This is a genomic window from bacterium, from assembly GCA_036504735.1.
Classification (GTDB): Bacteria; Electryoneota; RPQS01; order RPQS01; family RPQS01; genus DASXUQ01.
In genome coordinates this window covers 184,585-209,806 of the sequence record DASXUQ010000008.1, presented here as the reverse complement: position 1 = coordinate 209,806, position 25,222 = coordinate 184,585, and the positions used below count along the sequence as shown (strand labels likewise).

The following is a 25,222-nucleotide window of genomic DNA, read 5'->3' as shown; positions in this document are numbered from 1 at the left end:
GCAGTAAAAGAATCTAAAAGCCAAAAGGCTCAAAAACCAAAAAGCCAAAATAGAAGTTTCGGCCGGGTTGTGTTTCTGGGGCAGGTGGCTGTCCCGTTCGGCTCAACCCGGCTCGGCAAGACGAGGTATTCCTTCATCCTTCATCCCTGCTACTTCAGCAGCACCATTTTTTTGGTGGCGCTGAAGCTGCCGGATTCGATGCGGTAGAAGTAGAGGCCACTGGCCAGACGGTGGCCCTCAAAGGAGACGCTGTGCTCTCCGGCGGGAAGGGATTTGCTCAGCAGAGTGCTCACTTCGCGGCCCAGAAGGTCGTAGACCTTCAAAGTAGTCATCCCCGCTTTGGGCAGCGCAAAGGAAATGCGCGTCGTCGGGTTAAAGGGATTCGGATAGTTCTGCGACAGAGCATAGACCGAAGGCAGCACCGAAGACGGCTTATCCGCTTGCAAGGCATCCACGATGTGCTGGGCCCAGATATCCTGCTGCTGGTAGACTCCGGTACAGCGGTAGTCCGTCCAGACGGCGATGGCACCGCCCGTTCCATCGGAAGCAAGGCTGATATCTTGCTGCAACTGACCTGTTGGAGCGGTCAGAGGACCGCCGTGACCCGGTACCCAGTAGGAGTCTCCCACCGGATCGCCATCCGCAGACAGATGCGTCGCATTGACTTGCGCATAATTCCAATTGTTGGCCTCACCACGATCCGACCACGCGACAAAGAAACCCGTGCCATTGTCGGGCAGCAAAGATAGACCGCTTTGGTCTCCGGCGGCGAGGCAGATTCCCTTGCCGCTATCGGGCCAGAGCAGCGCGCCCGATGGCATGATCTTCTGTCCGTATAAATTTTCACCGAGTTCATTCCCTGCCCAGTCCTCCCACATGGCCAGCAGGTTTCCGTCACCACCCAGTGCGAGGCGAGGGTGGGCGAAATACGCCGAATCCATGGCGGCGGCGATGCCGTTGTGGGTCCAGATCTCCATCCCCTGCGAATTCAGATGCTGGGCGTAAATGGCGTAGCGGAGTTCGGACTGTAGGCAATGGCGCTTGTCCACCCAGGCGAGATAGGCTCCGCCCAGACCGTCGGCAACAACCGCCGGGTCCTCCTGATCGAGAGGAGCATTGCAGGCCGTGAGATTGTACGCCACATGTCCGTTGCCGTTGATCTTAGCCGCGGACACATTAAAATCGTTGTATGTACCGGAGGTCCAGACGACTGTGCAACTGCCGTCCGGATTGGACACAAGGCCGTGCACGTAATCATCATCATCGGTGTTTGTAAGGCGGACGGGCTGCTGCCAGATCGGATGACAAGCGGCGTCGAGGCGCATCACGTACACATCAATCAGATATGACTGATTGTAATTTGACCAGGCCACAAAGCAGCCACCAAGGCCATCGGGAGTACAGTACGGAAACACTTGGTCTGCCGATTGTGCATTGGGCCAGACTTCGTCTCCGGCCGGATTGCCGGTGATGTCTCCGGCAGAATTTACGTGCGACAGGCGGACACGGTACATTCCGGTGCGGCTATCCTCATAAGCTGCAAAAAAGCCGCCGAAATTGTCCGTGCAGAGGCGGACATCCTGTTGAGAGCAATAGGCAGAGCCGCCGTAGTCCGGCACCAGCGACGTCCCATTGAGAGGTTTTTCGAATTGGCCGCCATTGGTGATAATCTGATAGTGCAGCGTGCCGTAGTATCCCCAGTTCCGTCCGTCCGCCCACACCATCGCGGTGCGTCCGGACGTCATGGCAACCGCTTGCGGCTGCCGGCATTGGCCGTCAAGCGACGTGAACAGCACGACACCGCTGTCGGGCAGCAGGCGGGCGCCGTCGGCAAGCGCCAGACGCTGCAGGCGCAGGCTTCCCGAGCCGCTGCGGGAATCGTTATATAAGGTCAGCACGCTGGTGCCGTTCACCGTGATCGCCGGCAGGTCCTGCATGCCGGGGCCGTTGGCCACGAGATTGCCGAGATCGCCGTTCCAGATAAGCTCACCCGTGTCCAGCACTCGCACAGCATACAGATCGTAGGGCCAATCCGGGTTTCCCGTATCGCGACCATCTTCCCAGACACAGATCAGGCCGCCCGACAGATCGGACGCTAACGCTGGGTTTCGCCGGGAATTCCAGGAGGGATGAAGGGAATCCAGGCCGGCATCTCCGGAGATCAAGATGCCATTGCGCGCCCAGAGCGCGGTGCCGGCTGCGGAGATTTTCTGGCCATAGATTTCCGAGTCTTCGCCATTGATGCGCGTATCCTCCCATACCGCGAGGCAACCATCCTCCACGCTGCCGTCAAAGCTGGCCGCAAGGTGGACCTGCCGCTGAGTGTGAGCGGCGTCGCAAAGCACGATGCCGCTATCACTCCACTGCAGGGCACCTGCCGCATCCAGCCGCTGCATGAACAGATTGTAAGAATAACTATTGTTGTCATTGGCCCAGGCGATGTAACCGCCCCCTTGACCGTCAGCGCAAATGCTCGAATTTACCTGCGTCCCCGGAGCCCCGCGTACCGTGATACCATGTTGTCCACCCCAGGGGAGCTGGCCATCCACCGTAATTTTGGCGGCGTAAATGTCCTGATTATACTGCTCATTGTAGGATGACCACGACAGCAGCATATTGCCGTTGCCGTCGCTCGCCGCCGTGCAGCCCCACATGCCGTAGGTCTGAGGGGTAAGGACCGAAGGCGCTGTCCAGGCCGTCTGCCCGGCAGCAAGGACACGTTGCGCGTAAATCTCACTACGGCTGGCGCGATCATCCAGCCATGCGATAATCGCGCCGCCGCTGCCATCCGGCGCAATCTGAAGGGATTGCTGAACCGTGGTGCCGGATGTGGTATCCACCGGTAAACCGCCCGCTCCCCACATCCCTGCGCCACTGTAACTCAGCTTTTGCGCCCAGACGTTGCCGCACGCGGAAGGTTCCTCTTCAGCGGTAACATACTGGCAATAGCTCTGGAAATCGATCCAGGCAATGATCCAGCCGCCGTTGACGGCGCAGGCCACGGGATCCTGCTGATAACCGGGCGACTGGGTCACATTCAGGCCATCCGCCGTCCAGAGCGCGGTCCCGGTGGGACTGATGAGCCGCGCATAGACCTCGCGGTTGCCGCTGCGAGTATCGGTCCAGACGACCAGTGTGTAACCGGCGGCATCGCGCGCGGTGCAGCGCTGCCATTCGAGATAGGTGCCCTGACGGATGGGCAATCCGGCATGATCCCATTGCCGGGGATCGGCATGCGCACAGAGCGCCGCCATCAGTACGGCCAAAAGAAGTAGAGTAGATTTCACGAGTCCTTCTCCCATGGTTAGCATGTCACAAGCAGTTGGAGCAGACAGAGAAAGAACAAAATCCAAAAGCCAAAATTTGAAATGAAGGCAGGCAGGGAAAGGCCTTTCCTTCATCCTTCATCCTTCATCCTTCATCCTTCATCCTTCATCCTTCATCCTTCATTCCATGATGTGTTGCGGGTCACGGTTGACGATGAAGGTAAACACATCGGGCCGGGCATAGTGGCCGGCAATGTCTAATTTCCAGCGCGGCCCCATGGACTGGCGCATATCCAGTTCGGCATAGACGATCTCTTCGGCGCGGTTCACCGGCCCGGCGATAATCTTGCCTTCGGGATTGACGATGGCGCTGTCCCCGGCGTTGATCCACTCGTCACCGCCCGCATAAAGCTGCTTGAACCCATAGCGGTCGGGAATGTCGGCCACGCGCAGAGGAATACAGGCGGAAATCACAAACACGCCGCCTTCTTTGGCAATGTGGCGGATGGTAGACAGCCACGGCTCGCCGCGATCCCAGGTGGGCGCGACATAAATCTGTGTGCCTCCGGCAAACATCGCATAGCGAGCGAGCGGCATATAGTTTTCCCAGCAGATCAGGCCGCCGACTCTGCCGAAAGGAAGATCATGCGTGCCCAGCGTGCTGCCGTCGCCGCCCGTCCATACAAGGCGTTCACCCGCAGTGGGGACCAACTTGCGATGACGGCCCAGAATCTCGCCATTCTCGCCGATGTAAAGCAGCGTGTTGAAAATGCTCGCCCGGCTGGCGTCGTCGTTGCGCTCGTTGATCCCCATCGCCACGGTGATCTTGGCCAGTTTGGCCGCGCGGCAGAGCTTGTCCACGGCGGGGCTGGGAATGGAGACGGAATTCTCCAGCAGTTCGGTGTAGAGTGCATCCAATGTGGCCTTGTCGCCCGAGGGCACTTTCCACACCCAGCAGGGATAGGCCGGAAGAAAGGCCTCCGGGAAAACAATCAGCTTCGCGCCATTTTGCGCGGCATCGGCAATCAGGCCACAGGCCTTGTCCACCGAAGCGGCCAGATCCAAAAACACCGGCGCGACTTGGGCAGAGGCAACTTTAATCAGGGTATCGGACATACTCACCTATCGTACTTTCATCGGTTGGTCTGGAGTCCCATCACTCCTACTGTGGTGTATTCATACCAGACTAATGTGTCAAGAATTCGTGCAGAGATGAGTGCAATATCGGTCAGGACGCTGCATGATTTGCATCAGCAGGATGCATTTTGCCGCTCGGCATCTGTGATGATTACTGTAAAACAACACTTTAAGCATTTTGACCAAAACCGCCATGTAATATAGTAACAAAGTTCGGGCCGAAGCGCGCACAGAGGCCAAAAACGAGAAGAAACTTATATTACTCGTGCTTGAAGCGGCGGCGGATGGAAAAGACGAACAGGGTGACGAGGGTGGCCGTAGTGATGATCTGTGCCGCGATAAGCAGATCCACCGCAAAATTATTGTTCAAGGCAAAGTCAAAGGCCGAACGATTCAGGTAAGCAAACTCGGCGCTCAACTTGAACGCATTCCAGAAGAACGGCGTGACCCCGGTTTTATAACTTGTGCCCCAGTAAGCCCACGCGAAAACTGCCAGCGAGCCCAGAAGCCAGAACACGGGCCGTACGAGGCTGCCGCTGTAATTGGAAATCCACTTGTAAAGCGTGAACAGCGCCCAATCCGCCCATCCCTTGCGCCCGCCTTCCTGCTTCCCCGCGCGGCGGCGCATTTCGAAAATCCCGCGCTCGAAATCGTTGGCGTGTGGATGATCCAATTCCTCCCTATGCCGCTTGGCCAGTTGCTGATAGGTCAAGGCGATGAGGTGATAGGGAGCATCCCGGCGCATTCTGCGCGCAAGACTCTGTTTCCTCCGCCAAAGAACGCGGGCTGCGTGTGCAATCACTGCCCGCCGCGTCCGATCCCTCCGGCATAAGCGCCGTTCATCTCCTACCACTCGCCGTCCATCTCTCAACCTCGGCCATTCGCAATCGTAGAAGCGGATTTTGGTGCAGTCCGTGCCTTCGAGGAGGATATGCTCCATTGTGTTGTGGGAGCGCAAGTGATCGATGTGCTTGCGGTACGCGTCCAAACTCAAGTATTTGTGTAGATACAGATAATCGTTTTCCTCGAATCGAGGCGTGACCCGCTCTATTGTGAGCTGACCTGAATCCATCAATAAATTGGCACCTAAGTTAAGACAGGCAGAAGTTGTTACAAACAATGGCCCTCTGATCAAGACAGCATCACTCGAAAGACGTTGCCCGTCCAGATCATACTGATTCTCCGGGCTTGACCAACGCGCGATCATCCTTCCCGCTATCATGCACCCGCTGAAGTCAGCAAGGCCGCAAAGACGAGCAGGCGACCAAGAGGAGTATCCACAGAAACATGCACCATCCATTTGCACTCCGCTGTGGAATTCAGCGTCGTCGAGGGATACCCCTCTTTCAAAAAGACAGTGACCAAAGTTCGTGTTTTGTTCGAAAATGGCATTACGGAAATAAGCACGCCCACCAAACTGCGCGAACTCAAACGTTACCTTCTGTCTGAAGATTGAATTGAGGAACTCTGCTGTCGAATCGAAAGCCGCCTCGCTGAAATCGACCTTGTTGCCAAACTCAGCCACACTGAAATTTGCAATTGCTGCAAAAGAAGAATTGCTGAAGTCTGCATTGTCAAGAAATTTCGCGGCAATGAACTCTGCCTTCCCCAAGAACTCTGCGTCGCGGAATCTCGCCTCTTTCGAAAAACGTGAACCTCGAAATTCGGCTAAGCCGCGAAAAGTTGAGCGTGCAAAGTCGGCCTCCTCGCTAAATTCAACCGCCGCGAAGCTGGTATCTTCCGGGAATTCGACAGATCCGAAATCTGCCCAAGTCGAAAACTGGCCCCCGCCAAAGCTCACTTCATACTGGAAAGTCACGGTGCGGAATCTGGCGGAACTCGAGAAACTTGCGTCATCGAAACCCGCACCGCGAGCGAATGCGGCACCAGTAAACACCACGCAACGGAGGAATCTCGCCTTATTGAACCAAGCCGCGTCAACAAAAGCAGCCCGATGGAAATCAACGTCTTTTGCAAAGACCGCTTCGGAAAAGTCGACCTTAACAGGGAACACCGCATGTCGAAACATGTTAGTTACAGGCGTCTCGCTACGGCTCTCGCGTTCCACATCGGTGAATATCCAGCCTGCGAAGTTCCATGTCTCGGACTTTCTTCTCCTCCAGTGCCGAATTTGCTGCGCCATAGCGTCGCGAAACTCTTGTGGATCTTTTTCCTCAGCATGGAAGATGCACTTGTCCGTGAAGGGAAAGGCGGGATTAGTGTAGACTGGCCTACCACAGTTACAGACACGCATTCGAGTTTGCTCACGCACTTCTGGTGCCACTGCCGCCAATGCTGCCGCGTTTTCCAAGGCAATTCCTTCGAGATATGCTTCCTGATTCGGCGTTGGGAGCCGCGCGGCAAGCTGCGCCACTACGGGCGATCCGATCCGGTCACTATTGGCCGGGCGAAAGACGGGCGACGCAGGCTGCCCCTGCAATCCGCGTTCATCCTTCATCCTTCCGCCTTCATCCTTGCCTACAATTCCAGCACATCCCCCATGCCGTAAAAGCCGGGGGATTTGTGGAGCAGCCAACTGGCGGCGCGGAGGGCGCCGACGGCGAAGACGGCGCGGGAATCGGCGCGATGGATGATCTCAATCCGTTCGCCGGGGCCGCCGAAGGTGATGCGGTGCTCGCCGGTCACGTCGCCCATCCGCAGCGAGGTGATGGGAGTGGTCTCCTCCACGGCGTCGCGCACCGCATGGGCCAGTCCCAAAGCGGTTCCCGAGGGAGCATCTTTTTTTTCGGTGTGATGGATTTCCAGAATATGCCGCTCATAGTTGGGCAGAGCCTTCGCGGTGAGCGCGGCAATTTTGAACATCACATGCATGCCCGCCGCCATGTTGGGCGAATGCAGCACGGCAATTTCATTGGCCGCAGCCCGCAGTTCATTCAGCACGTCCTGCGGAAGTCCGGTAACTCCGGTCAGATAGGCCGCGCGCTGATTCAGGGCCAGATCAAGGTGATCCTGCACGGCGGCCGCGGCGGAAAAATCCATCACCAGCCGCACGTCTTCGGGCAGCGCGGGCGGCAGGGCCAGCACCGTGGTGCTCTCCACCACTTCTCCCGCGTGCTTGGTGTCATAGGCGTAGGCGATGCGCAGTTCGTCGTGACGCCATGCCTGCCGCAAAATCTCGCGGCCCATTTTACCCGCCGCGCCGAACAGGGCAATGCCCGCGGGCTCAGACATGTGCGGTGACTCCCTGGCGATACGCGCGCACGGCAGTGGCAATCTTCTCCCGGGTCTCGGCTTTCACCGGCACCAGCGGCAGCCGCAACTCATTCTGAATCTTGCCTTCCATCCACAGCGCACACTTGATGGGTGCAGGATTGGTCTCCAGAAACAGCGCCTTGGTCAGCGGCGCAATGCGGCGGTGCAGTTCCAGCGCGCGCATCGGATTGTCTTTCCAGTAGACGTCCACCATTTCCACCAGCGGCTCGGGAAACAGATTGGCTACCACGGACACCACCCCCTCGCCACCGACGGACAGCGTGGGCAGCGTCAGGGCATCATCTCCGGAGAGCACATTGATGCGGCCTTCTACGCGTGCGCAAAGATCGGAAATCTGTTCGAGATTGCCGGAAGCTTCTTTCACGCCGTCGATGTTGGGATGATCGGCCAGACGCGCAATCGTCTCGGGCAGCATGTTGACACCGGTGCGCGACTGGATGTTATAAATCATGATCGGCAAATCGGTGCTGTCGGCAACGGCTTTGAAATGGGCGTAGAGTCCGTCCTGCGTGGGCTTGTTGTAGTAAGGAGTCACGACCATCGCACCGGCGGCTCCGAGCAGCGCGGCATCTTTGATCAGTTCAATGGTGTGCTCGGTGCTGTTGCTGCCGCAACCGGGAGACACCGACACATCTCCTGCCGCTTCGACACAGAGCGAAATGATCCGCCGCCGCTCGGAAGAAGAGACGGTGGGAGATTCTCCGGTAGTCCCCAGCGGGACAAAGCCCTGTACGCCGCAGTCCACAAGATAGTTGACCAGGTTCTGCAGAGCGGGTTCATCGAGCTTGCCGTCCTTAAACGGGGTGACGAGAGCCACCCACACGCCATGATAAAGATTCATGTCTGGTAGAAGTTAAAGTGATCGTATGAATGGAATGCATCTTTAGAAGCCGAGATGCCGAAAATTCGAGAAGCGAAAGAGGAAAGCCCGCAACGGTTTGCACCTTTTATGCTGCCCTCGCGCAGCGGACAGCGAGAATAGGCGGCATGAGACGGTGGGACGGGTCATTTGGAGAGGATCAGGGATAGCGTACGTCCCCAGTAAATCTCTTAAATATACCCTTTGCAACAGTTAAAGTCAAACTTTACATTTTACGTATGGTTCGAGGCGGATTTTCCTAATTCTGCAATAACAATATGTTGTAACGAGCAGTTGGGAGGCGGGGGGGCGTGTGGGGTGCGGTTTATGATTTCCAACAAATGCTTAAGGTTTTGCCACCATCTGCCGATAGTATGTTAGAAGAAATCGACGAGCCTCAACTCTGTGCGTTTGCGGTCGGACACGGATCGCGAGCCGCAGGGCCGCCCCCAGACATCCCAAACCGGAGAGCGTTGCATATGCCTGAACCCACCTTGCTGATCATTGATGAAAAACATGCCAACCTCGAAGCGCTGTCCGCAGAGGTCCGCGCGGAGTGTCCGTACCGGGTGTTGACGGAGTCCAACCCGATGCAGGCTTTAGAAACCATGGACCGCGAAGCCGTCGACCTTGTGCTTTGCGACATGGAAATGGAACAGGTGGCGGGACTGGACTTTCTGGACCAGATCCGCGAACGGTTTCATCATCTGCCGGTGGTGGTCTATTCGAAGGAAAGCAAGAGCGATGAAATCGCAACCGCGATGCGCCGGGGCGCCACGCAATATGTGACCGAACCGCGCGACCCGCGCCTGCTGGCGGCGGCGCTCGAATCGGCCCTGTCCAATCTGCGGCTGGCCAATGAAGTGGAGAAACTGAAACGCCGCCTCGGCGGTGATCATAAATTGGGCGGACTGGTCGGGCGCAGCGCAGCGATGCATCGCGTGTTCGATGTGATCCGCGAAGTATGCGAAGTGGATTCGACGGTGCTGATCCGCGGCGAGACCGGAACAGGAAAGGAACTTGTGGCGCGGGCGCTGCATTTTGAAGGGCCGCGCGCGGGCAAGCCGTTCGTGAAGGTCAACTGCGCGGCGCTGCCCGAAACACTGCTCGAAAGTGAACTCTTCGGCCATGAGCGGGGCGCCTTCACCGACGCCAAGCAGGCGCGGATCGGCAAGTTCGAATTGGCCAACGGCGGCACGATCTTCCTCGATGAAATCGGCGATCTGTCCTTCTCGACTCAGGTCAAACTGCTGAATGTTCTGCAGGACCGGGAAATCGAAAAACTCGGCGGCAACAAGCGGATTCCGGTGCATATTCGCGTAATCACGGCCACCAATCGCGACCTCGAACAGTTGATTCAGGAAGGCCGCTTCCGGCTGGACCTGTACTACCGGCTGAATGTGGTGCCGATTTTGATTACGGCTCTGCGGGACCGGCGAGAAGACATTCCGCTGCTCTGCGCGCATTTCCTGGACAAGATCGGGGCGCGGCTGAACAAAGGCAGCTATACGATTACGGACGAAGCCATGGCGATTTTGATCGGCCACAACTGGCCGGGCAACGTGCGTGAGCTGGAGAATGCCATTGAACGAGCGATTCTGGCCACAACGGGCACGGTGATCGGAAAGGAGTCCCTCGCATTTCTTACGCGTGTGGTGCCGACGCAGAGTGAGCTGCCCGGCTGGATGCCGGTCTCCGGCCCGGTGAGTTTTCCCACGCCGTTTGCCCAGCCGAAGACGGACAGCGGCGAGATGCTGACTCCGGGGCCGCTGAAGCCCGCGCTGCGGACCTTCGAAAAGATGTTCATCGAGAGCGCGCTCTCGGCGGCCAATGGTCATGTGCTGCGCGCCGCGCGGCTGCTGAAGATTGACCGCACCACACTATGGAAGAAGGCGCGCGACCTGGGAATCAATATGCACTTAGACCGGGATTAGGAGAGAATCCCCGGACCGGAAAAACGCCTCAGCGATGGGGCGTTTTTCTTTTGGCGGGAACGTAGTGAGCGTCAGTGCCTGCCACCGCCCGCGAATGGAAAATTGACTGTTTTCCCGAAACCGTTCAATGTTATAGCGGCAGAGAATTCGAAAGCAATGGAGACCCGGAAGCTGATTTCACTGCAATAGTTGCGGTGGAGAGCAGCACGCCTCCCGGGTATAGAGTGGATTTGCGCAGGCCTGTTTTAATCCAGAATTTTCAGACGCAGCCATTCCGCGACACCTAAGGCACAGGTCTTGCGGTTAAGGCAAGCAATGTGTATCTTTGTGCCGCTTACATATGGCGCTGCAGAGTGCCATATCCTGTTTTTTTATTGGCTTCACAACTGAAAAGGAATTTCCATGAAGCGGGTACTTTTTGTAGCATTGATTCTTGCAGTGGCATTTGCCGGCACCGCATCGGCTATGCCGACCTTTGGCGCGAAGTTAGGTTTGAATCTGGCGAACGTGTCGATGGACCCGAAGGCTCCTGGCGCGTCTTACGGTATTCGGCCGGGCCTCATGATCGGCGGCATGGCGGACTTCGCACTTCCGAATCCGAAGATGAGCATCCGCGCAGAGTTGGCTTATGCCATGAAGGGCAGCAAAGTGACCTATACCGGTGGCGATGCGACAATGAAATTGGACGAAGTGGTTGTTGCGCCGTTCTTCGTTTACAATTTCACGGCGACGAACTTCACTCCGTTTGTTGAGGTTGGCCCTGAAATCGGTTTTGTCATGTCGCACAAGTCCGAGTCCAACGGCCAGAGCCGTGACATTGCGGATTATGCCAGCACCAACTTCGGTCTGAACTTCGGCGTTGGCGTGTCCAAGCCGATGGGTAAGGGCATTGGCAGCGTGGATCTGCGCTACAATCTCGGCCTTGCCAACATGTACACTGGCAGTGCCAGCAATGTTACCGACAAGACGAACGGCATCCAGCTTGTGCTGGGTTATGCCTTCACGGCGGCGAAGTAAGCAGACGGCTTTCCGATTAGGAAACGGCCCGCGAGTGATCGCGGGCCGTTTCTCATTTAGGTGGAGCGTTCGTCTGTCGGCCCCTATAGAGCGGGTTCGAGTCGGCCTTCATGGAGCCGTAAGATGCGGTCCATGGCGGCGGCGAAATCGGGATTGTGAGTGGCGACAACTAAAGTAGTGCCTTCTTCGCGGGCCAGAGCTTCGAGGATTTTCTGCAAGCTGGCGGCGGCTTCCCCATCCAGATTGCCGGTGGGCTCATCAGCCATGAGAATACTGGGGTGATTCATCATGGCCCGGGCTACCGCTACGCGCTGGCACTCGCCGCCGGAGAGTTCTCCCGGACGGTGGCCCAGACGATGAGACAGGCCGACGTCATCGAGCAATTTTTTGGCGCGGACAATGGACGCGGAACTCTCGCCACTCCCTGCCAGACGGGCGGGCATCAGCACATTTTCCAGCGCGGTGAACTCGGGCAGCAGGTGATGGAACTGAAAAACAAATCCTACCTGCTGATTGCGCAGCGTGGCCAGATCATCGGACGAGAGTTTGGTGAGCGCCTGACCGTTGACATAGATTTCACCGGACGTAGGACGATCCAATGCGCCGAGGCAATGCAGCAGAGTGCTCTTCCCCACTCCGGACGGGCCGATGAGAGCAATCTGTTCTCCCGGCTCGATGGAGAGATTGATCTCGTGGAGCACAGGGACTTCGGTAGCTCGAAGGTAGTAGGATTTAGAAAAGTTTTCGGTGCGAAGTGCAGGCATGGAAGAAAATGCTGAAATGCTGAAATAGTGAAACGCTGAAAGGAAGACATCCCCGCGCTGTTTCAGGGCAATCTACGGGAAAAATCGGGAATGCGCAAGCCGACATTTAAGACGCACTTGCTGACCCGTCGATCCTCTTTGCCGTTATGATTTTGCCCTGTTTTGCTATTGTTGACCTATTGCCAATAGTTTAAATATCAATAGGATATGCAATTTTTGCGAAATTCCCGGGAATTTCGGGAACGGGAGCGGTGGGGTTAGGGTACAAGAACATGGCAGACAGTTTGTGCGTTGACAGAAGCCAGCGGCCCTTGGAGTGGGCCGCTGGCTTTTTTTATACTTCGTGTTTGAGCCAACTGCCGCGGCGGAAGAGCCAGAGAGCGGCCAGACCGCCGAAAAAGTGAGCGAGTCCCCAGCCGCCGACGACGGCATTGGGGCCAAGATCGAAGACTCTGCCCGCCAGCCACATGAAGGGGATGACCATCGCCCAGGAATGGACGAGAGAGAGAATCATGGGCGGCGTGTTCTGGCCCGCGCCTTCGAAGACGGTCTCCGAGCCGATGTGGATGCCGATGAAAGGCAGACTGAGAGCCATGATGCGCAAAATGATTGCACCGGATTCGACCATCGCCGGATCGGAGAAGAACAGGCGGACAATCAACGGTGCGGCGGCAAGAATGACGGCCATATAGGTCAGCATAATCCAGAGCGCGAGGCGGATGGAGAGCACTCCGGCCAGCCAGGCTTTGTGGAGTTCCCGGCTGCCGAGGAACTGGCCGATGAGCGCGCCCGTGCCCAGCCCCAGACCCACGCAGACCATGATACCGAATTGCAGGACCTTGTTGCCCATGCCGTAGAGAGCGACGACTCCGGTGCCATAGTGGGCGACGAATTTGACGGCAAAGGACATGGCGAGCGCGAAACTGGCGGCATTGATGCCGGCGGGGAAGCCGATCTTCAGCATCTGCCACATCTCATCGAAATGCGCATACGGTTTCTTCAGCCAGCGGACGCGAACCGGAGACGATGCGCGGTCCAGAACAATGCAGCCGGCGGTGACGACGGCGACATGAGCACACGAGGTGGCAATGGCCGCGCCGAGAATGCCTAACTGCGGAAAGGGTCCCCAGCCGAAGATGAGCAGCGGATCGAGGATGCAGTTGATGAGCGCGCCCATCGCCTGAATAATCAGCGCGGCGCGGGGCAATCCAATGCTGCGCAGCGCGGTGTACACCGAATAGCCGGTGAGCGCAAAGCCTTGAATGGCAAGCTGCATGGTGCCATAGCGGACACCCAGCGCGAGCACATCGGGCTCGGCTCCCATGAATTTCAGCGCCCAGGGGAGAATCACGATGCCGATGAGTCCCATCAGCAGACCGACGGCGAATTTCAGCAGGAAGGTGTTCTTGATGGACAGTTCGGTGCGTGTGAGATCCCCTTCTCCGAAGCGGCGCGCGATGACGGCCATGCTGCCGGGGCCGACGATCATGTTGGGCGAGGTCAGCAGCCAGATGAAGGTGGCGGTCATGGTGACGGCGGCGACAGGCGCGGGGCCGATCTTCCCCAGCCAGAACATGTTGATCAGTTCATAGAGCGACGCGACCAGAAAGCCGGTCATGGACGGCAGCCCCATGGAGAGCACTTCCCGGTACATTTTGCGCATGAAGTCGGGTTCGAAGCGCGGCGGCTCCGACCCGTTCAGGTCTCCATGAATAAGCTGTGCGACGTGGCGCGGGGGATGAGTCTTGATCACAAAAGCCAAAAAGCTTAAAAGCCAAAAAGCCAAAATGAAAACTGAAATTGCAAACTGGCTGGCGTTCTTTCCGACGTGCGCTTCATAGTGGGCAGTTTTGTAAGTTCATCGTTTGCAGCGCGGGCTTAACGCGAAAATGTTTTTTGACCAAACGAACTGGGTTACCTTAGGAAAATGCTGAAATTCTGAAGGCGCGGGCACGGCATGCCGTGCCCCTACGGCGGACTTTTGACATATTTAGTGCCATTGATTGGCTAATGGATTGACCCGATCTGGGTTGTAGGGTGGGCCATAAGGTGATACGACAGGCGCGACCCGCCCGATGCGACCATACAAGAAACCACCACACTCTAATATAATGAACGAATGTGCAGGCAGACAAGGGGTCAGGGATAATAGTTGCGTTGTAAATTCGGGAGTTAGGGGCGGGGGGGCGAACAAAATCGCCCGAGCGGGAGGCGCGGGTGGACGCTGGGCAAAAGCGAAAGTGCGAAAAGCGAAATTTGGAAAAAGGGAAACCGGGGAAATGTGGCGTGGCCGGAAAATCGCGGTTTTGCGGCCAAAAAGGGCACTTTTTTGGGAAAAAAGGCCCGAAAAAGCACAAAAACGGGCCGGAAATGCGGGCTTTATTTAGGGTGTGGGCGCGTCAGTCTTGCAGCGCCCGCCTTGGCGGGCCTTCGGTGGTGCGGGAGTGTGATCCGTTCTTCCGCCCGGGGCGGGCGTCAGAATGACAAGGGGGGGTAGCGCGGACTCTTGTCGGAGGCGGCGGAGGCCGCCGGAAGTAAGGTGAAGGAGCGCGATGAATCGCGCGGCTACCAAGATGGATGAACCCGAGGTCCTTCCCGAAGACGGTCAGGTCGAAGACTCCGTTGGAGTCCACGGACTCTAACGAGATGACAAATTTAGGGAGCGGGCGTCAGAATGACAAGGGGTGGGGGTAGCGCGGGGTTTCGGTCGGGTTGTGTCTCGATTCGTGGCAGCATGTCTTTCGGCTCAACCCGACTCGGCGGTCGTTTGGAGACCGATGAGGTTTGGGATTCTGGACACCCTGCGGGGTCCAGAATCCCAAATCATTGGTGCCAGCGTCCAGAACCCAAATCATTGGGACGGGGTCCGGAATGACACGGGGTGTTGGGCGGTGTGGGAGAATTTGGGAAAGATACAGGGAAAAAGGGGAAGACGCAAGGGAGGCGGGGGCGGATGCCTCCTGGTGGGTGGGTGAGGTGGATTGGAGGCTTGGCAGAGGGTAATCAGATACCATATAGAATATTGAACGCTAAGTAGCTGTTTAAGTTCATCTAAGTATGTCAGATGGCTGGCCCGTGGATTGCACAGGATTGCGTCACGGATGAGGAAAGCGATACAGAAAATCAGGCGGTACTTGCTATTTTGCCTGCAATTTGCTAAACTGAGCAGTCCCATAAAGTTGTTACCATCCCTACCCCCGCGATCTGGAGGAAATGGACATTACCCAAATCTAATTCTTTTTGTGTGCCCTCCTGAGTGTCTCCCGGCGCGGCGTCCGCCCTTGGCGAGAACGTTAGACCGGACAAGGATTGAATTTGGGAAGTTAATGTCCGAATCCCGGAACGTGCGGTCCTACCGCCCTACTCCTTTCACGTTATTACTTCTGTTGGTCTGCCTCGCGGCATGGACCACATCGGCTCGCGCCGGTGTGGGTTTTCGCGTTTCACTACTCAGCAGCCCATCCGGCAGTAATTACCTCACGCAGCCTTACGCCCACGGCATTGCCGACACGACGTTTGGGCATCGGGCCATCTTAGACATCGGCACGGGAGCGCGGGATCCGGGCGTGAGTTTCGACACGACCTATTCTCAGGCCACCGTCACGCTGAAGATGAAAGAGACGCATCTGGCTCCGCCGACGATTCTGTCCTACCAGACGTACGAGGAGCAGCGAATGCGCTGGGACGTGCAGCGGTCGTGGCGGGAATTGACGGACAAGAGTTACAAGGCCTCCAGCACCACGGGCGGCGGGGAAGGCATCGCCATCGACCTGCCGTACCGGATCAAGTCCAAGACCTTCCGGCGGCTGTTCGGCGGCGACAACGTCGGCGTGCGGGTGCAGGGCAATATTTCGATCAACGGGAGTTTGCGGCGGCAGAAGTTCGACGAAATTCAGGCGGTCAACCAGCAGAACACCAACACCGCCTTCCGGATCGACATGGTGCAGCAGTTCACCATTACCGGCAAGGTGGGGCAGAAGGTGGAGGTGAAGGTGGACCAGGACTCGGAGCGCATGTTCGACTTCGAGAACTCCCTGAAGCTGACCTACACCGGCGACGAAGATGAGATTATCCAGAAGATCGAAGCGGGAAACGTGGCGCTGAACCTCGGGACCAAGCTGGCGACGTTTTCGGGCAAGAATACCGGTCTGTTCGGCTTAAAGACCCAGCTTAAGGCCGGGCCGCTGAGTTTGACGGGCATTGCCTCGCTGGAGCGCGGGCAGAAGAATAAGCTGTCCTCGGGCAATTCGGCGTCGACGCGGCGCGAGATCCATGAAAAAGAGATCCTGCACGATCAGTATTTCATGGTGACTAACACGTCCATCGCGGGCAGCCGGGGAGCCGTGCCGAACTTCCTCGAGTACTACCGCCATTACTACAACATGGACCACATCGCGGCGCCGCCCAATGAGCAGCTCTACGACATTCAGGTGTGGGCGCAGGTGACACAGGGGCAGTCGGTCAACGGCGCACGCGACGGGCGGGCGGCGGCCATACAGTACATCCAGGACCTTTCTCTGCCGGACAGCGCAACCTACCCGTCGGATAACAACCACTGGTATACGAAGTGGCGGGTGCTCTCCAAAGGCGTCGACTACGACGTCGATTTGCAGTTGGGACGGGTTCGGCTGCGTTCGGCACTGCCGGCGGGGCTGGCGCTGGGCTGCGCCTTCCGGCTGGTGGGCGGCAACGGGATCGACACCACCTCCTTCGGCACCCTGTATACGGGAAACGGCGAAGGGCTGATTAAGCTGGTGCTACTGCGGCCCGCCAATCCTCTGCCGGACGATTCCACGTGGACACTGATGCTGAGAAATATCTATCCGCTGGGCGCATCGAGCATCGACCGCAATAATTTCAAACTGGAAATTATCCGCAAGGCGGCCGCGGGACGCACGGAAGAGACGGGCCCGCAGGTTCCGGGGTTTACGGGTCAGACGTGGCTGACGTTCTTCGATTTCGACCGTCAGGGTCCGGGCGGAAGCCAGACTCCGGATGGTCAGGTGGACGCGTTTCCGGCACTGATCAATTACGAATTTGGCGAACTGCATTTTCTGGATTTGACGCCGTTCAAGCCGTCGGGATTCTACAAGGCAACGACGGCGAATCCGCTCGGGGGCGACCTTGTGGTCTGGCCGCTGGACACGATGGAGACGGCGTTGCAGGATACCTCGCACACCTTCACCGCGCCTTACCTTTATAAGGGGCTGCTGTCCTCGGCCGGCCAGTATGCGGACAAGTGGACGTTCCGCGCCGAGTACAAGGGGTCTTCGTCGGTGTATTCGCTGGGTGTGCTGGTGCTGGAGAATTCCGAAGAGGTGATGCTGAACGGGCAGAAGTTGACCCGTGGCATCGACTATACGGTGGACTATTCTTCGGGCGAACTGCGGATTTTGAACGATGCGGCCAAGGCACCGGGGGCGAATCTCGATATTACCTATGAGTCCGGCCAGACCTCCTCGCTGGATAAAACGACGCTACTCGGAGCGCGCGCCGAGTACGCCTTGTGGCAGGATTCGTACATCGGCGGCATGCTGCTGTATTTGAACCAGTCGACGCTGGACAAGCGCGTACGTATCGGCATGGAGCCGATCCGCAACACGTTGTGGGATGCGAACACCAGTTTGAAGTTCAAGCCGGAGTTTTTGACGCGGGCGATTGACGCCTTGCCGCTGATCCGCACGGACGCGCCTTCGGACATGACGATTGACGCGGAAATCGCGCGGGTGGTGCCGAATCCGAATTCGTTGTCGAACTCGCGCACGGGAGATTTCAACGGTCTGGCGTACGTGGACGACTTCGAAGGCTCGCGGCGCGCCACGCCGCTGGGAATGAGCCGCCGCACGTGGTCGATCTCCTCGATCCCGACGAATCCGTCGCCGAACGGTGTTCCGGTCCGGGAAATTGACCACCGCCGCGGACGCTTGCGCTGGTATAACCCGAACACGCGCGACCAGGTGCCGGTCAAGGAAGTGTTCCCGGACCGGGAAGTAAACTCGCAGGTGGCCAACACGCTGCAGTCGTTGATCTTCGAATTCACGCCGGATACCATTGGCGGTCCTGCCGATTCGAGTTGGGGCGGCGTGATGCGGTACCTCGGAGAAGGTTACGCCGATGAGACGCGGGCGCAGTACCTCGAGTTCTGGATCAATATGCCGAATAACCTCAATGCGGAGCGAGATCCTGACGCGCGGCTGGTAGTGGACCTGGGGCAGCTTTCCGAAGACGCGCTGCCGAATGATACCCTCGATACCGAGGACAGGCCGCTGCCGGGCGTGGTGCAAACGAATCCGCGGTCATCCTCGGGCAACGGGGTGTTGACTCCGGAAGAAGATGCGGGCCTGGATGGCAAGTTCGGCACCGATCCGCAGGATTCGGCCTACTGGAACGGCCATGATCATCCGCCGGTGCCCTCCTGGGATGACTGGCAGTATTCGGCGAACAGTTCGGATTTTTCACACATCAACGGCACGGAGCGCAACCGGAACGATGAAGGCGGCGGCTATCCGGACACGGAAGATCTGAACAACAATCAGACGCTGGACACGCAGGACAATTATTTCTCCTACACGTTCAAGCTGACTGACCCGGAGTTTCTCAACAAATACACCGTGGGCCGCAACCCCCGCAACCGCTGGCGCTTGCTCCGGATTCCGATCAGCCCGGATAAGCAGCATGAAGAAGTCCGGACGGCCCATGGCAATCCACGGCTAGACAATGTGCGCTGGGCGCGGATCTATGTGACGGGTATTCACGAGACCGCGACTCCCACGCGGATCGAAACGGTGCAGATGGATATCGTGTCCAACGAGTGGCTGCCGGCGACGTCTTTGAGCAATGACTCGACCGAATATGTCTCCACCGCGGTGATCAACACGCATGAGAATCCGGGCTATGTGAGCCCTCCGGGCGTGGAGGGCGAGATTGATCCGATCACCAACTTGCGGCAGCGGGAGCAATCTCTGGTGCTGAAGGTGAATGAACTGAAACGCCTGAGCGGTCCCGACTCCACGAACCGCATTCCCTCGGAGTTCTTTGTATCGAAGAACCTGTACCAGCCGATGAACATGACGGAGTACAAGCGCCTCAAGATGTTCGTGCACGGCGGCGACACGCTGGGGGCGTCGAACTTCGAAGACAATAAGCTGGAACTCATCCTGCGCTTCGGACGCACCTACGGCGACATGAACAACTTTTATGACATCGTGGAGACGGTGCATCCGGGATGGCATTCCCAGAATGTTATTGACATCGCGATGAATGAGTTGTCGAACCTGAACTCTTTGCGGGCGGCGGCGGTGGCGGCGCAGGATACCAATCATCGCGCTCTGACGATCAACGGGCGGTTTGCCGCGGAACGGACGACGACGCCCTGGCGGGGCGATAGTCTGGTGATCAGCGGCAACCCGACGATGTCACAGGTGGGATTCATTGCGCTCGGTGTGCGCATCCTCAACAAGAACACCACTGAGCATGTGGAGAACAAGGAAATCTGGGTGGATGAACTGCGCGTGTCCGACATTTACAAGGATCCGGGCACGGCAATGGATGTCAGCACGTCGCTGAACCTGGCCGACTTCGTGCAGCTTTCGGGCGGCTACCGCAACACGGACGCGGATTTCCACAATGTGAACACCCGTGTCGGCGCGAATGCCAGCACGGACGCACTCTCGGGCAACGCCACGGTCAATTTGCAGAAGGTATGGCTGGACCGTTTCGGTTACCAGTTGCCGCTGCATCTTTCTTATAACGAGACGAACCAGAGCCCGAGAATTATTCCGGGAACGGATACCCGGATCATACCGTCCACGGCTCCGGACAGCATCAAAACCAAGTCCAAGTCTTTTTCCTATGGACTGCGGTTTTCCAAAGGCGGGAATTCCAAGGTTAAACTGATCAACTGGACCCTGGAAAAGTTCACGGCCCAGTGGGATTACACGCTTGACAAGCGCAGCGATCCGGCCAATGCACGGAACAACTCCGAGCAGAGCGCGGCGCAGGTGGCGTACAGTTTCCCGACCTCGAAAGGACGCGGCGTTCCTCCGTTGTGGTGGGCGAAGCGGCTGCCGCTGCTGGCCAAAGTGGCGGATATGCGTTTCTATTTCAAGCCGACCAAGCTGACGGTGAATGCGCAGGCCTCCAAGGTGGTGCAGAACCAGTTTACAAGGGCTGGAGTGACCACCGGATCGCGGCAGTTCCTGACGACGCGCAGTTTGAATACCGGTCTGGCGCCGTTCGACCCGATCACCATCGATTACACGCGAAGCCACAAAGGACAATTGCTGACCGGCGACTGGGCAAAGCTCGTGGCGTGGAACTGGGGGCAAACCACAGACGTTACGCAGAACCTGACCAACACCTACAGTCCGGAGTTTCTGCCGTGGTTCAAACCGACGGTCAATTATACGACCACCTATGCCTGGGCCAACCGCAACTTCTCCCAAACGAACGCCCAGAGTGTTTCCAACCAGCGAAACTTCGGCACGGACGTCCAGCTCGACTTCCGCAATATTTTCGGTGAAAGTGGCGGCAGCGGCGGACGCGGGCGGCGGGGACGGGATCGAGACCGGGAGCGTGGTTCAGACCGTCCGGAGGAACCGGATCGCGGACGCGGGCCGGGCAATCCGCGCGACATGATGCAGGGAGATTCCCTCGGTTCCCCACGGGACGGTATGCCGCCGCGCGGCCTGCCCATGCCGGGCGATTCGTTGCGTGGCGGTCCATCCCATCGCGGCCCCCTGGGCAGCACGGCGGCGGGCGATACGACACGGGCGAGGAGCGACACGTCGCGAGCCCGCAGCGATACGACCAAATCCCACCGGGAAGGTGGATCGTCTCCGCTGCAACTGCTGGGGCAGGTCTTCCGGCCCATCAAGAAGGCTCTGACCTTTATCGATCCGATTGCCTTAAGCTACGACAATACCGCCGGGCACAGCCAGTCCGCCACCATCGGACAGGCGTCGCTGCCCTACCAGTTCGGGTTTACGCAGAATCCGGGGCTGCGCGTCGATTCCGGCTACGGCAGCATTCCCACGCTGCGCAGCGACGAGAAGATCACCGCCCGCAGCGGCCTGCGGCTGACGCAGGATATCCGCGTGGCCTTCAACTACAGCCACGACGCATCCGAGAACTCGAGCCAGAGCCGGCTCGGGTCGGTGGAGCAGACGACCTTCTGGCTGGGCACCAAGAAGACCACCGCGTTCCCGTTTATGGACGTGAGCGTGGACTGGTCGGGACTGGAGCGGATCAAATTCCTGAGTTCGGTGACCAAGACGATCAGCCTGTCCAGCGCCCTGTCGAATAAGATGCGGGAAGGATGGGCGAACTCCCGGTCAAACGTTCAGTCGCGCGAATACACGCGCAACTGGAACCCGCTGCTGCGGGCTAACGTGTCATGGAAGGGTGATATCGATTCCCAGATTGGCTTCACCTCCTCCAGCACCTACTCGAATCAGCTTTTGCAGTCCACCCGGTCGCGCAGCACGGATAATCGCCTGACGGCCAGCGTCAGTTACACGATCCATACGGGATTCAAACTGCCGTTGCTGATCATGCGCTCGGTCCGCCTTCAGAACCAGACGACCTTCTCGCTGAATGTGGATTACGGCAAACAGACGCAGGATGCCACGCAGACGGGCAGCGATGACTATGCGCCGCGTGCGGCGACGTCTTCCTGGTCGGTGCAGCCGCGCATGACCTACAGTTTCTCGAATACGGTGCAGGGACAGGGCTATGTCCAGTTCCAGCAGACAAAGAACGACATTAATCAAAGCAAGTCCCGGGTTTTCGAATTCGGAATTCAGGTGAACATTGCCATCCGCGGTTAAACTCGCCGTGTTGGTCCTGTTGTTAAGCGGCGCAGCCTGGGCGGCAGCGCCCTTCGATCAGGACAACGCCTTCTATTATCTTGAGGCGCAGTGCGCCTTCGGGCCGCGCAATCCCGGCTCGCCCGGCCATGCGCAGTGTCTGGATTTTCTGAAGCGCGAACTGGCCTTCTGGACGGATACGGTGATCACACAGCCGTTCCAGTACAAGAGCGAAGACACGAAAGAGACCCTCAGCCTGACGAATATCATCGGGCGGATCCGGCCCAACCAGCGGGACCGGGTGCTGCTGTGCGCGCACTGGGACACGCGGCCCTTTGCCGACCGTGATCCGGATCCGGCCAAGCGCAAGACGCCGATTCCGGGAGCCGATGACGGCGCGTCCGGCGTGGCGGTGCTGCTGGAAGTGGCGCGGCAACTGAAAGCCAATCCGGCTCCGGTGGGGCTGGACATTGTGTTCTTCGACGGCGAAGACTACGGACGGGAAGAGGTGATCGCGGACTATTTGATCGGGTCGAAGCATTACGTGAAGAACCTGCTCGATCCTCCGCCGCGCTTCGTGATACTTCTGGACATGATCGGCCAGCGCGACGTGCGCATCCCGCAAGAAGAGTATTCGGCCAAGTACGCCAAGCCGGTGGTGGACAAGATCTGGAGTGCCGCCGCGCGCGTGAATGCCGCGGCGTTTGTGAGGGAGAACGGCATTCCGGTGATCGACGACCATCTCCCGTTTATGGAACAGAAGATACCCGCCGTGGACCTGATTGATTTCAACTATCCCTACTGGCACACGACCGATGACACTCCCGAGCACTGCTCGGCGAACAGTCTCGGGCAGGTGGGCCGGACGCTGATGGACATGCTGGCGCACGAAGAGGTTCAGCCATGATTGCCGGAGCGATTGACATTGGCACCAACACCACGCTGGCCTTGCTGGCGGAAGGATCGAACGGCGAACTGCAGGTGCTGCAGGATCAGATTACCGTGAACCACCTGGGGGACGCGCTGCGGCAGGGGCCGGAGTTTTCGCCGGACGTGATGGCGCTGAATGTGGATCTGCTGGCGGAAATCGTGCGCGATTACCGGCGGATGGGCGCGGAAGATTTTGTGATCGGCGCGACCGCCGCCGTGCGGCATGCGAACAACCGCGCGGATTTTCAGCAGGCGGTGAAGGACGTGGTGGGGCTGCCGCTGGAGATTATCAGCGGCCGGGAAGAGGCGGCACTGACTTATCTGGGCGCGATTTCCAACCGTGAGATCTATCCTACCGAGCGGGTGTGCGTGATGGACTTGGGCGGCGGTTCGACGGAAATTGTGGAAGGGCTCGGCTACAATCCCGGACAGAGTTACAGCGTAGACGTCGGATCATCGGTGCTCACCAATCAGTTTTTTGTGAATGATCCTCCCGAGGAAGACGAAGTTTCCGAACTGGTGTCGTCGCTGCGCGGCAGGTTGACCCATCTGGTGGCCAATCTGCGCGGCAGGAAGGTGCCGTGGATTCTGGTAGGCGGCACAGTGGTTACATTGGCGATGCTCAAATCCGGCTACCGGCATTATGACCCGGCGCGGGTGGGCGGCAGCCTGATCACCGTGGAAGACGTGGACCGGCTGATTGCGCATTTTCTGGGACGGCCCGCCGAGGAGTTGCAGATGATGCCCGGCATGCCGGTGGGACGCGGGCGAATTATTCTGGCGGGAGCGATTCTGCTGCGGGAGATGTTCTGGGCACTGGAAATTGAGGAAGGCATCGTCAGCGAACGCGGTCTCAGGCATGGCCTGTGGCTGGCTAAATTCGGAAGGATGGCGAAGCATGAGTAAAAAGCCTAAAAGCCTAAAAGCCAAAAAGCCAAAAGGGATGCTTGTGCTTCTGCTGCTTTCTGCTTTTTGCTTTCTGCTTTTCTTCGGGTGCAGCAAGCAGAGTACGAATAACACTTCGGCTCCGGGGCCGGTGCAGGCGCAGCTTTTGGAAGGTTCGGCCTATTTGCCGGCCAACGCGCCGGATCCGTTCACGTACCGGATTCAGATCAGCGACAACCGCTATCTGCCGGATTCGATTGTATGCGAGGTCCGCAAACCGGATGGAACGGCGCTGCCCGCGTTCGGCCTGTATGATGACGGCGGGGTCTTTCCGCTCTCCGGTCCGGCGTATGCCAGTTCTTCCTCGCGGGATATTGCGGCGCACGACGGCCAGTATACGCGGCAGATCAACGGCCAGCTTCTGGCCAACAGTGTGACCGGAGCCTACCAGTTCCATTTTACGTTTTACGGCGGCGTGGGCTATGAGATGGCCAACAACGCCACTCTGACGGTGAATGTGCAGAACGCCGGGCCATGCCTGATCACGTCCTATCCGCAGGACAGCGTCTTTGCCGAGTGTTTTGCGCCGGAGACGCTGACGGTGCGGGTGGCGCCGACTCCGGCGGACCGTGCGGATTCGGTGCGGGTCCGGCTGCGGGAAGGAACTACCGTGCTGGCACAGGCGGATTTTGCGGCGGCGGAAGGCGACACCGTATGGCGGGTGAGTCTGGATCCGACCTTCTTCGGCTGTACGGGAACGGCGCAGAATGCTTACACACTGGAGTATGCGGCGCATACTCAGTTCGGGATGTCCTGCGTTCAGAGCGTGAATGTGGCAAGCTTTGTCAATGCGCGGCCCTCCCTGTCCGATCCGACCCTGCCCGACACCTTGCTGCGGCCCGCGGTTCCGACGGACACCAACTTTGCGGTGATTACGGCGCGGCTGCACGACTGCGAACTGGTGAGCAGCCGCGATTACGCCGCCTATACGGTGCACTATGACACGCGGCGATCAACGGCGACGGACTGGTTTATCAGTTCGGCCCTCGAGATGTTCGACGATACCACCGGCAGCCGCCCTGACGCGGTGCCGCGCGACGGGATCTACTCGGGAGGCATCCGGGTGGTCTACGACACGACCGCGTCGGTGCTGTACTATTTCCGCTTCTATGCGATTGATTGCGCGCCGCCGCATGATACCTCGGCATATCTGATGGACAGTGTGCGACTGGTGCGCCCCGAGCCGTCGATGATGATGACGGCACCGGGCAAAGACGAGGAGATTACGCGGGGCAAGGGAGATTATCCCGTGCTGGGCGCTCGCCAGTAGATAAACCGTATGCGGCACAGTTAAGAAGCGCTGATTGCGCAAAACAGGAACGAGACCCCT

Annotated in this window: 13 protein-coding genes; 6 read left to right on the top strand and 7 right to left on the bottom strand. The window is 58.3% G+C overall.

Going from position 1 to position 25,222, the window contains the following annotated elements; genetic code table 11:
• Positions 1 to 149: 149 nt before the first annotated feature.
• The 5 genes from VGL38_06890 to dapA all read right to left on the bottom strand — a co-directional run bounded on the left by VGL38_06890 (position 150) and on the right by dapA (position 8,478).
• Positions 150 to 3,287, bottom strand: a complete 3,138-nt coding sequence (locus VGL38_06890) for a T9SS type A sorting domain-containing protein (protein ID HEY3295146.1) — start codon at positions 3,285 to 3,287, stop codon at positions 150 to 152.
• A 159-nt stretch (positions 3,288 to 3,446) separates the two neighbouring features.
• Positions 3,447 to 4,382, bottom strand: coding sequence for a carbon-nitrogen hydrolase family protein (locus VGL38_06885; GenBank protein HEY3295145.1), 936 nt, complete (start codon positions 4,380 to 4,382; stop codon positions 3,447 to 3,449).
• A 280-nt stretch (positions 4,383 to 4,662) separates the two neighbouring features.
• On the bottom strand, positions 4,663 to 6,861 hold the full coding sequence (locus tag VGL38_06880) for a pentapeptide repeat-containing protein (protein HEY3295144.1): 2,199 nt from the start codon (positions 6,859 to 6,861) through the stop codon (positions 4,663 to 4,665).
• 20 nt (positions 6,862 to 6,881) lie between these two features.
• On the bottom strand, positions 6,882 to 7,595 hold the full coding sequence (locus VGL38_06875; GenBank protein ID HEY3295143.1) for a dihydrodipicolinate reductase C-terminal domain-containing protein: 714 nt from the start codon (positions 7,593 to 7,595) through the stop codon (positions 6,882 to 6,884).
• Entirely contained in the window at positions 7,588 to 8,478 is an 891-nt protein-coding gene (dapA, locus tag VGL38_06870) for a 4-hydroxy-tetrahydrodipicolinate synthase (protein HEY3295142.1), read from the bottom strand. The genes VGL38_06875 and dapA overlap by 8 nt, the downstream gene beginning before the upstream one ends.
• 497 nt (positions 8,479 to 8,975) lie before the next feature.
• On the opposite strand from dapA, the gene VGL38_06865 reads away from it, so the two are divergent.
• Complete coding sequence (locus VGL38_06865; protein ID HEY3295141.1) at positions 8,976 to 10,430, top strand: sigma-54 dependent transcriptional regulator; 1,455 nt, start codon at positions 8,976 to 8,978, stop codon at positions 10,428 to 10,430.
• Positions 10,431 to 10,832: 402 nt separating this feature from the next.
• Positions 10,833 to 11,447 carry a porin family protein gene (locus tag VGL38_06860; GenBank protein HEY3295140.1) on the top strand — a complete coding sequence of 205 codons (615 nt, stop codon included), beginning with the start codon at positions 10,833 to 10,835 and terminating at the stop codon, positions 11,445 to 11,447.
• A gap of 83 nt (positions 11,448 to 11,530) precedes the next feature.
• On the opposite strand, the gene VGL38_06855 is transcribed toward VGL38_06860, so the two are convergent.
• Positions 11,531 to 12,211 (bottom strand): ABC transporter ATP-binding protein, encoded by a 681-nt coding sequence (locus VGL38_06855; protein ID HEY3295139.1) that lies wholly within the window; start codon positions 12,209 to 12,211, stop codon positions 11,531 to 11,533.
• Between the two features lie 334 nt (positions 12,212 to 12,545).
• Positions 12,546 to 13,997 (bottom strand): MATE family efflux transporter, encoded by a 1,452-nt coding sequence (locus VGL38_06850; GenBank protein HEY3295138.1) that lies wholly within the window; start codon positions 13,995 to 13,997, stop codon positions 12,546 to 12,548.
• Positions 13,998 to 15,537: 1,540 nt separating this feature from the next.
• Here VGL38_06850 and sprA point away from each other — a divergent pair.
• From sprA to VGL38_06830, 4 genes are read left to right on the top strand one after another with little or no spacing between them, the layout of a single operon-like run.
• The gene (gene sprA, locus VGL38_06845) at positions 15,538 to 22,038 is read left to right on the top strand and encodes a cell surface protein SprA (protein HEY3295137.1); all 6,501 of its coding nucleotides are present in this window, start codon (positions 15,538 to 15,540) and stop codon (positions 22,036 to 22,038) included.
• A gap of 7 nt (positions 22,039 to 22,045) precedes the next feature.
• Positions 22,046 to 22,924, top strand: a complete 879-nt coding sequence (locus VGL38_06840; GenBank protein HEY3295136.1) for a M28 family peptidase — start codon at positions 22,046 to 22,048, stop codon at positions 22,922 to 22,924.
• Positions 22,921 to 23,853: a hypothetical protein gene (locus VGL38_06835; GenBank protein HEY3295135.1), complete on the top strand. Its 933-nt coding sequence runs from the start codon at positions 22,921 to 22,923 to the stop codon at positions 23,851 to 23,853. The genes VGL38_06840 and VGL38_06835 overlap by 4 nt, the downstream gene beginning before the upstream one ends.
• A 43-nt stretch (positions 23,854 to 23,896) precedes the next feature.
• Positions 23,897 to 25,162, top strand: a complete 1,266-nt coding sequence (locus tag VGL38_06830) for a hypothetical protein (GenBank protein HEY3295134.1) — start codon at positions 23,897 to 23,899, stop codon at positions 25,160 to 25,162.
• Positions 25,163 to 25,222: the final 60 nt, after the last annotated feature.

Excerpts from the sequence above, each read along its gene's own strand:
- VGL38_06885 (HEY3295145.1), bottom strand. The coding sequence starts at position 4,382 with ATGTCCGATACCCTGATTAAAGTTGCCTCTGCCCAAGTCGCGCCGGTG.
- VGL38_06880 (HEY3295144.1), bottom strand. The coding sequence starts at position 6,861 with ATGAAGGATGAACGCGGATTGCAGGGGCAGCCTGCGTCGCCCGTCTTT.
- VGL38_06875 (HEY3295143.1), bottom strand. The coding sequence starts at position 7,595 with ATGTCTGAGCCCGCGGGCATTGCCCTGTTCGGCGCGGCGGGTAAAATG.
- dapA (HEY3295142.1), bottom strand. The coding sequence starts at position 8,478 with ATGAATCTTTATCATGGCGTGTGGGTGGCTCTCGTCACCCCGTTTAAG.
- VGL38_06865 (HEY3295141.1), top strand. The coding sequence starts at position 8,976 with ATGCCTGAACCCACCTTGCTGATCATTGATGAAAAACATGCCAACCTC.
- VGL38_06860 (HEY3295140.1), top strand. The coding sequence starts at position 10,833 with ATGAAGCGGGTACTTTTTGTAGCATTGATTCTTGCAGTGGCATTTGCC.
- VGL38_06855 (HEY3295139.1), bottom strand. The coding sequence starts at position 12,211 with ATGCCTGCACTTCGCACCGAAAACTTTTCTAAATCCTACTACCTTCGA.
- sprA (HEY3295137.1), top strand. The coding sequence starts at position 15,538 with ATGTCCGAATCCCGGAACGTGCGGTCCTACCGCCCTACTCCTTTCACG.
- VGL38_06835 (HEY3295135.1), top strand. The coding sequence starts at position 22,921 with ATGATTGCCGGAGCGATTGACATTGGCACCAACACCACGCTGGCCTTG.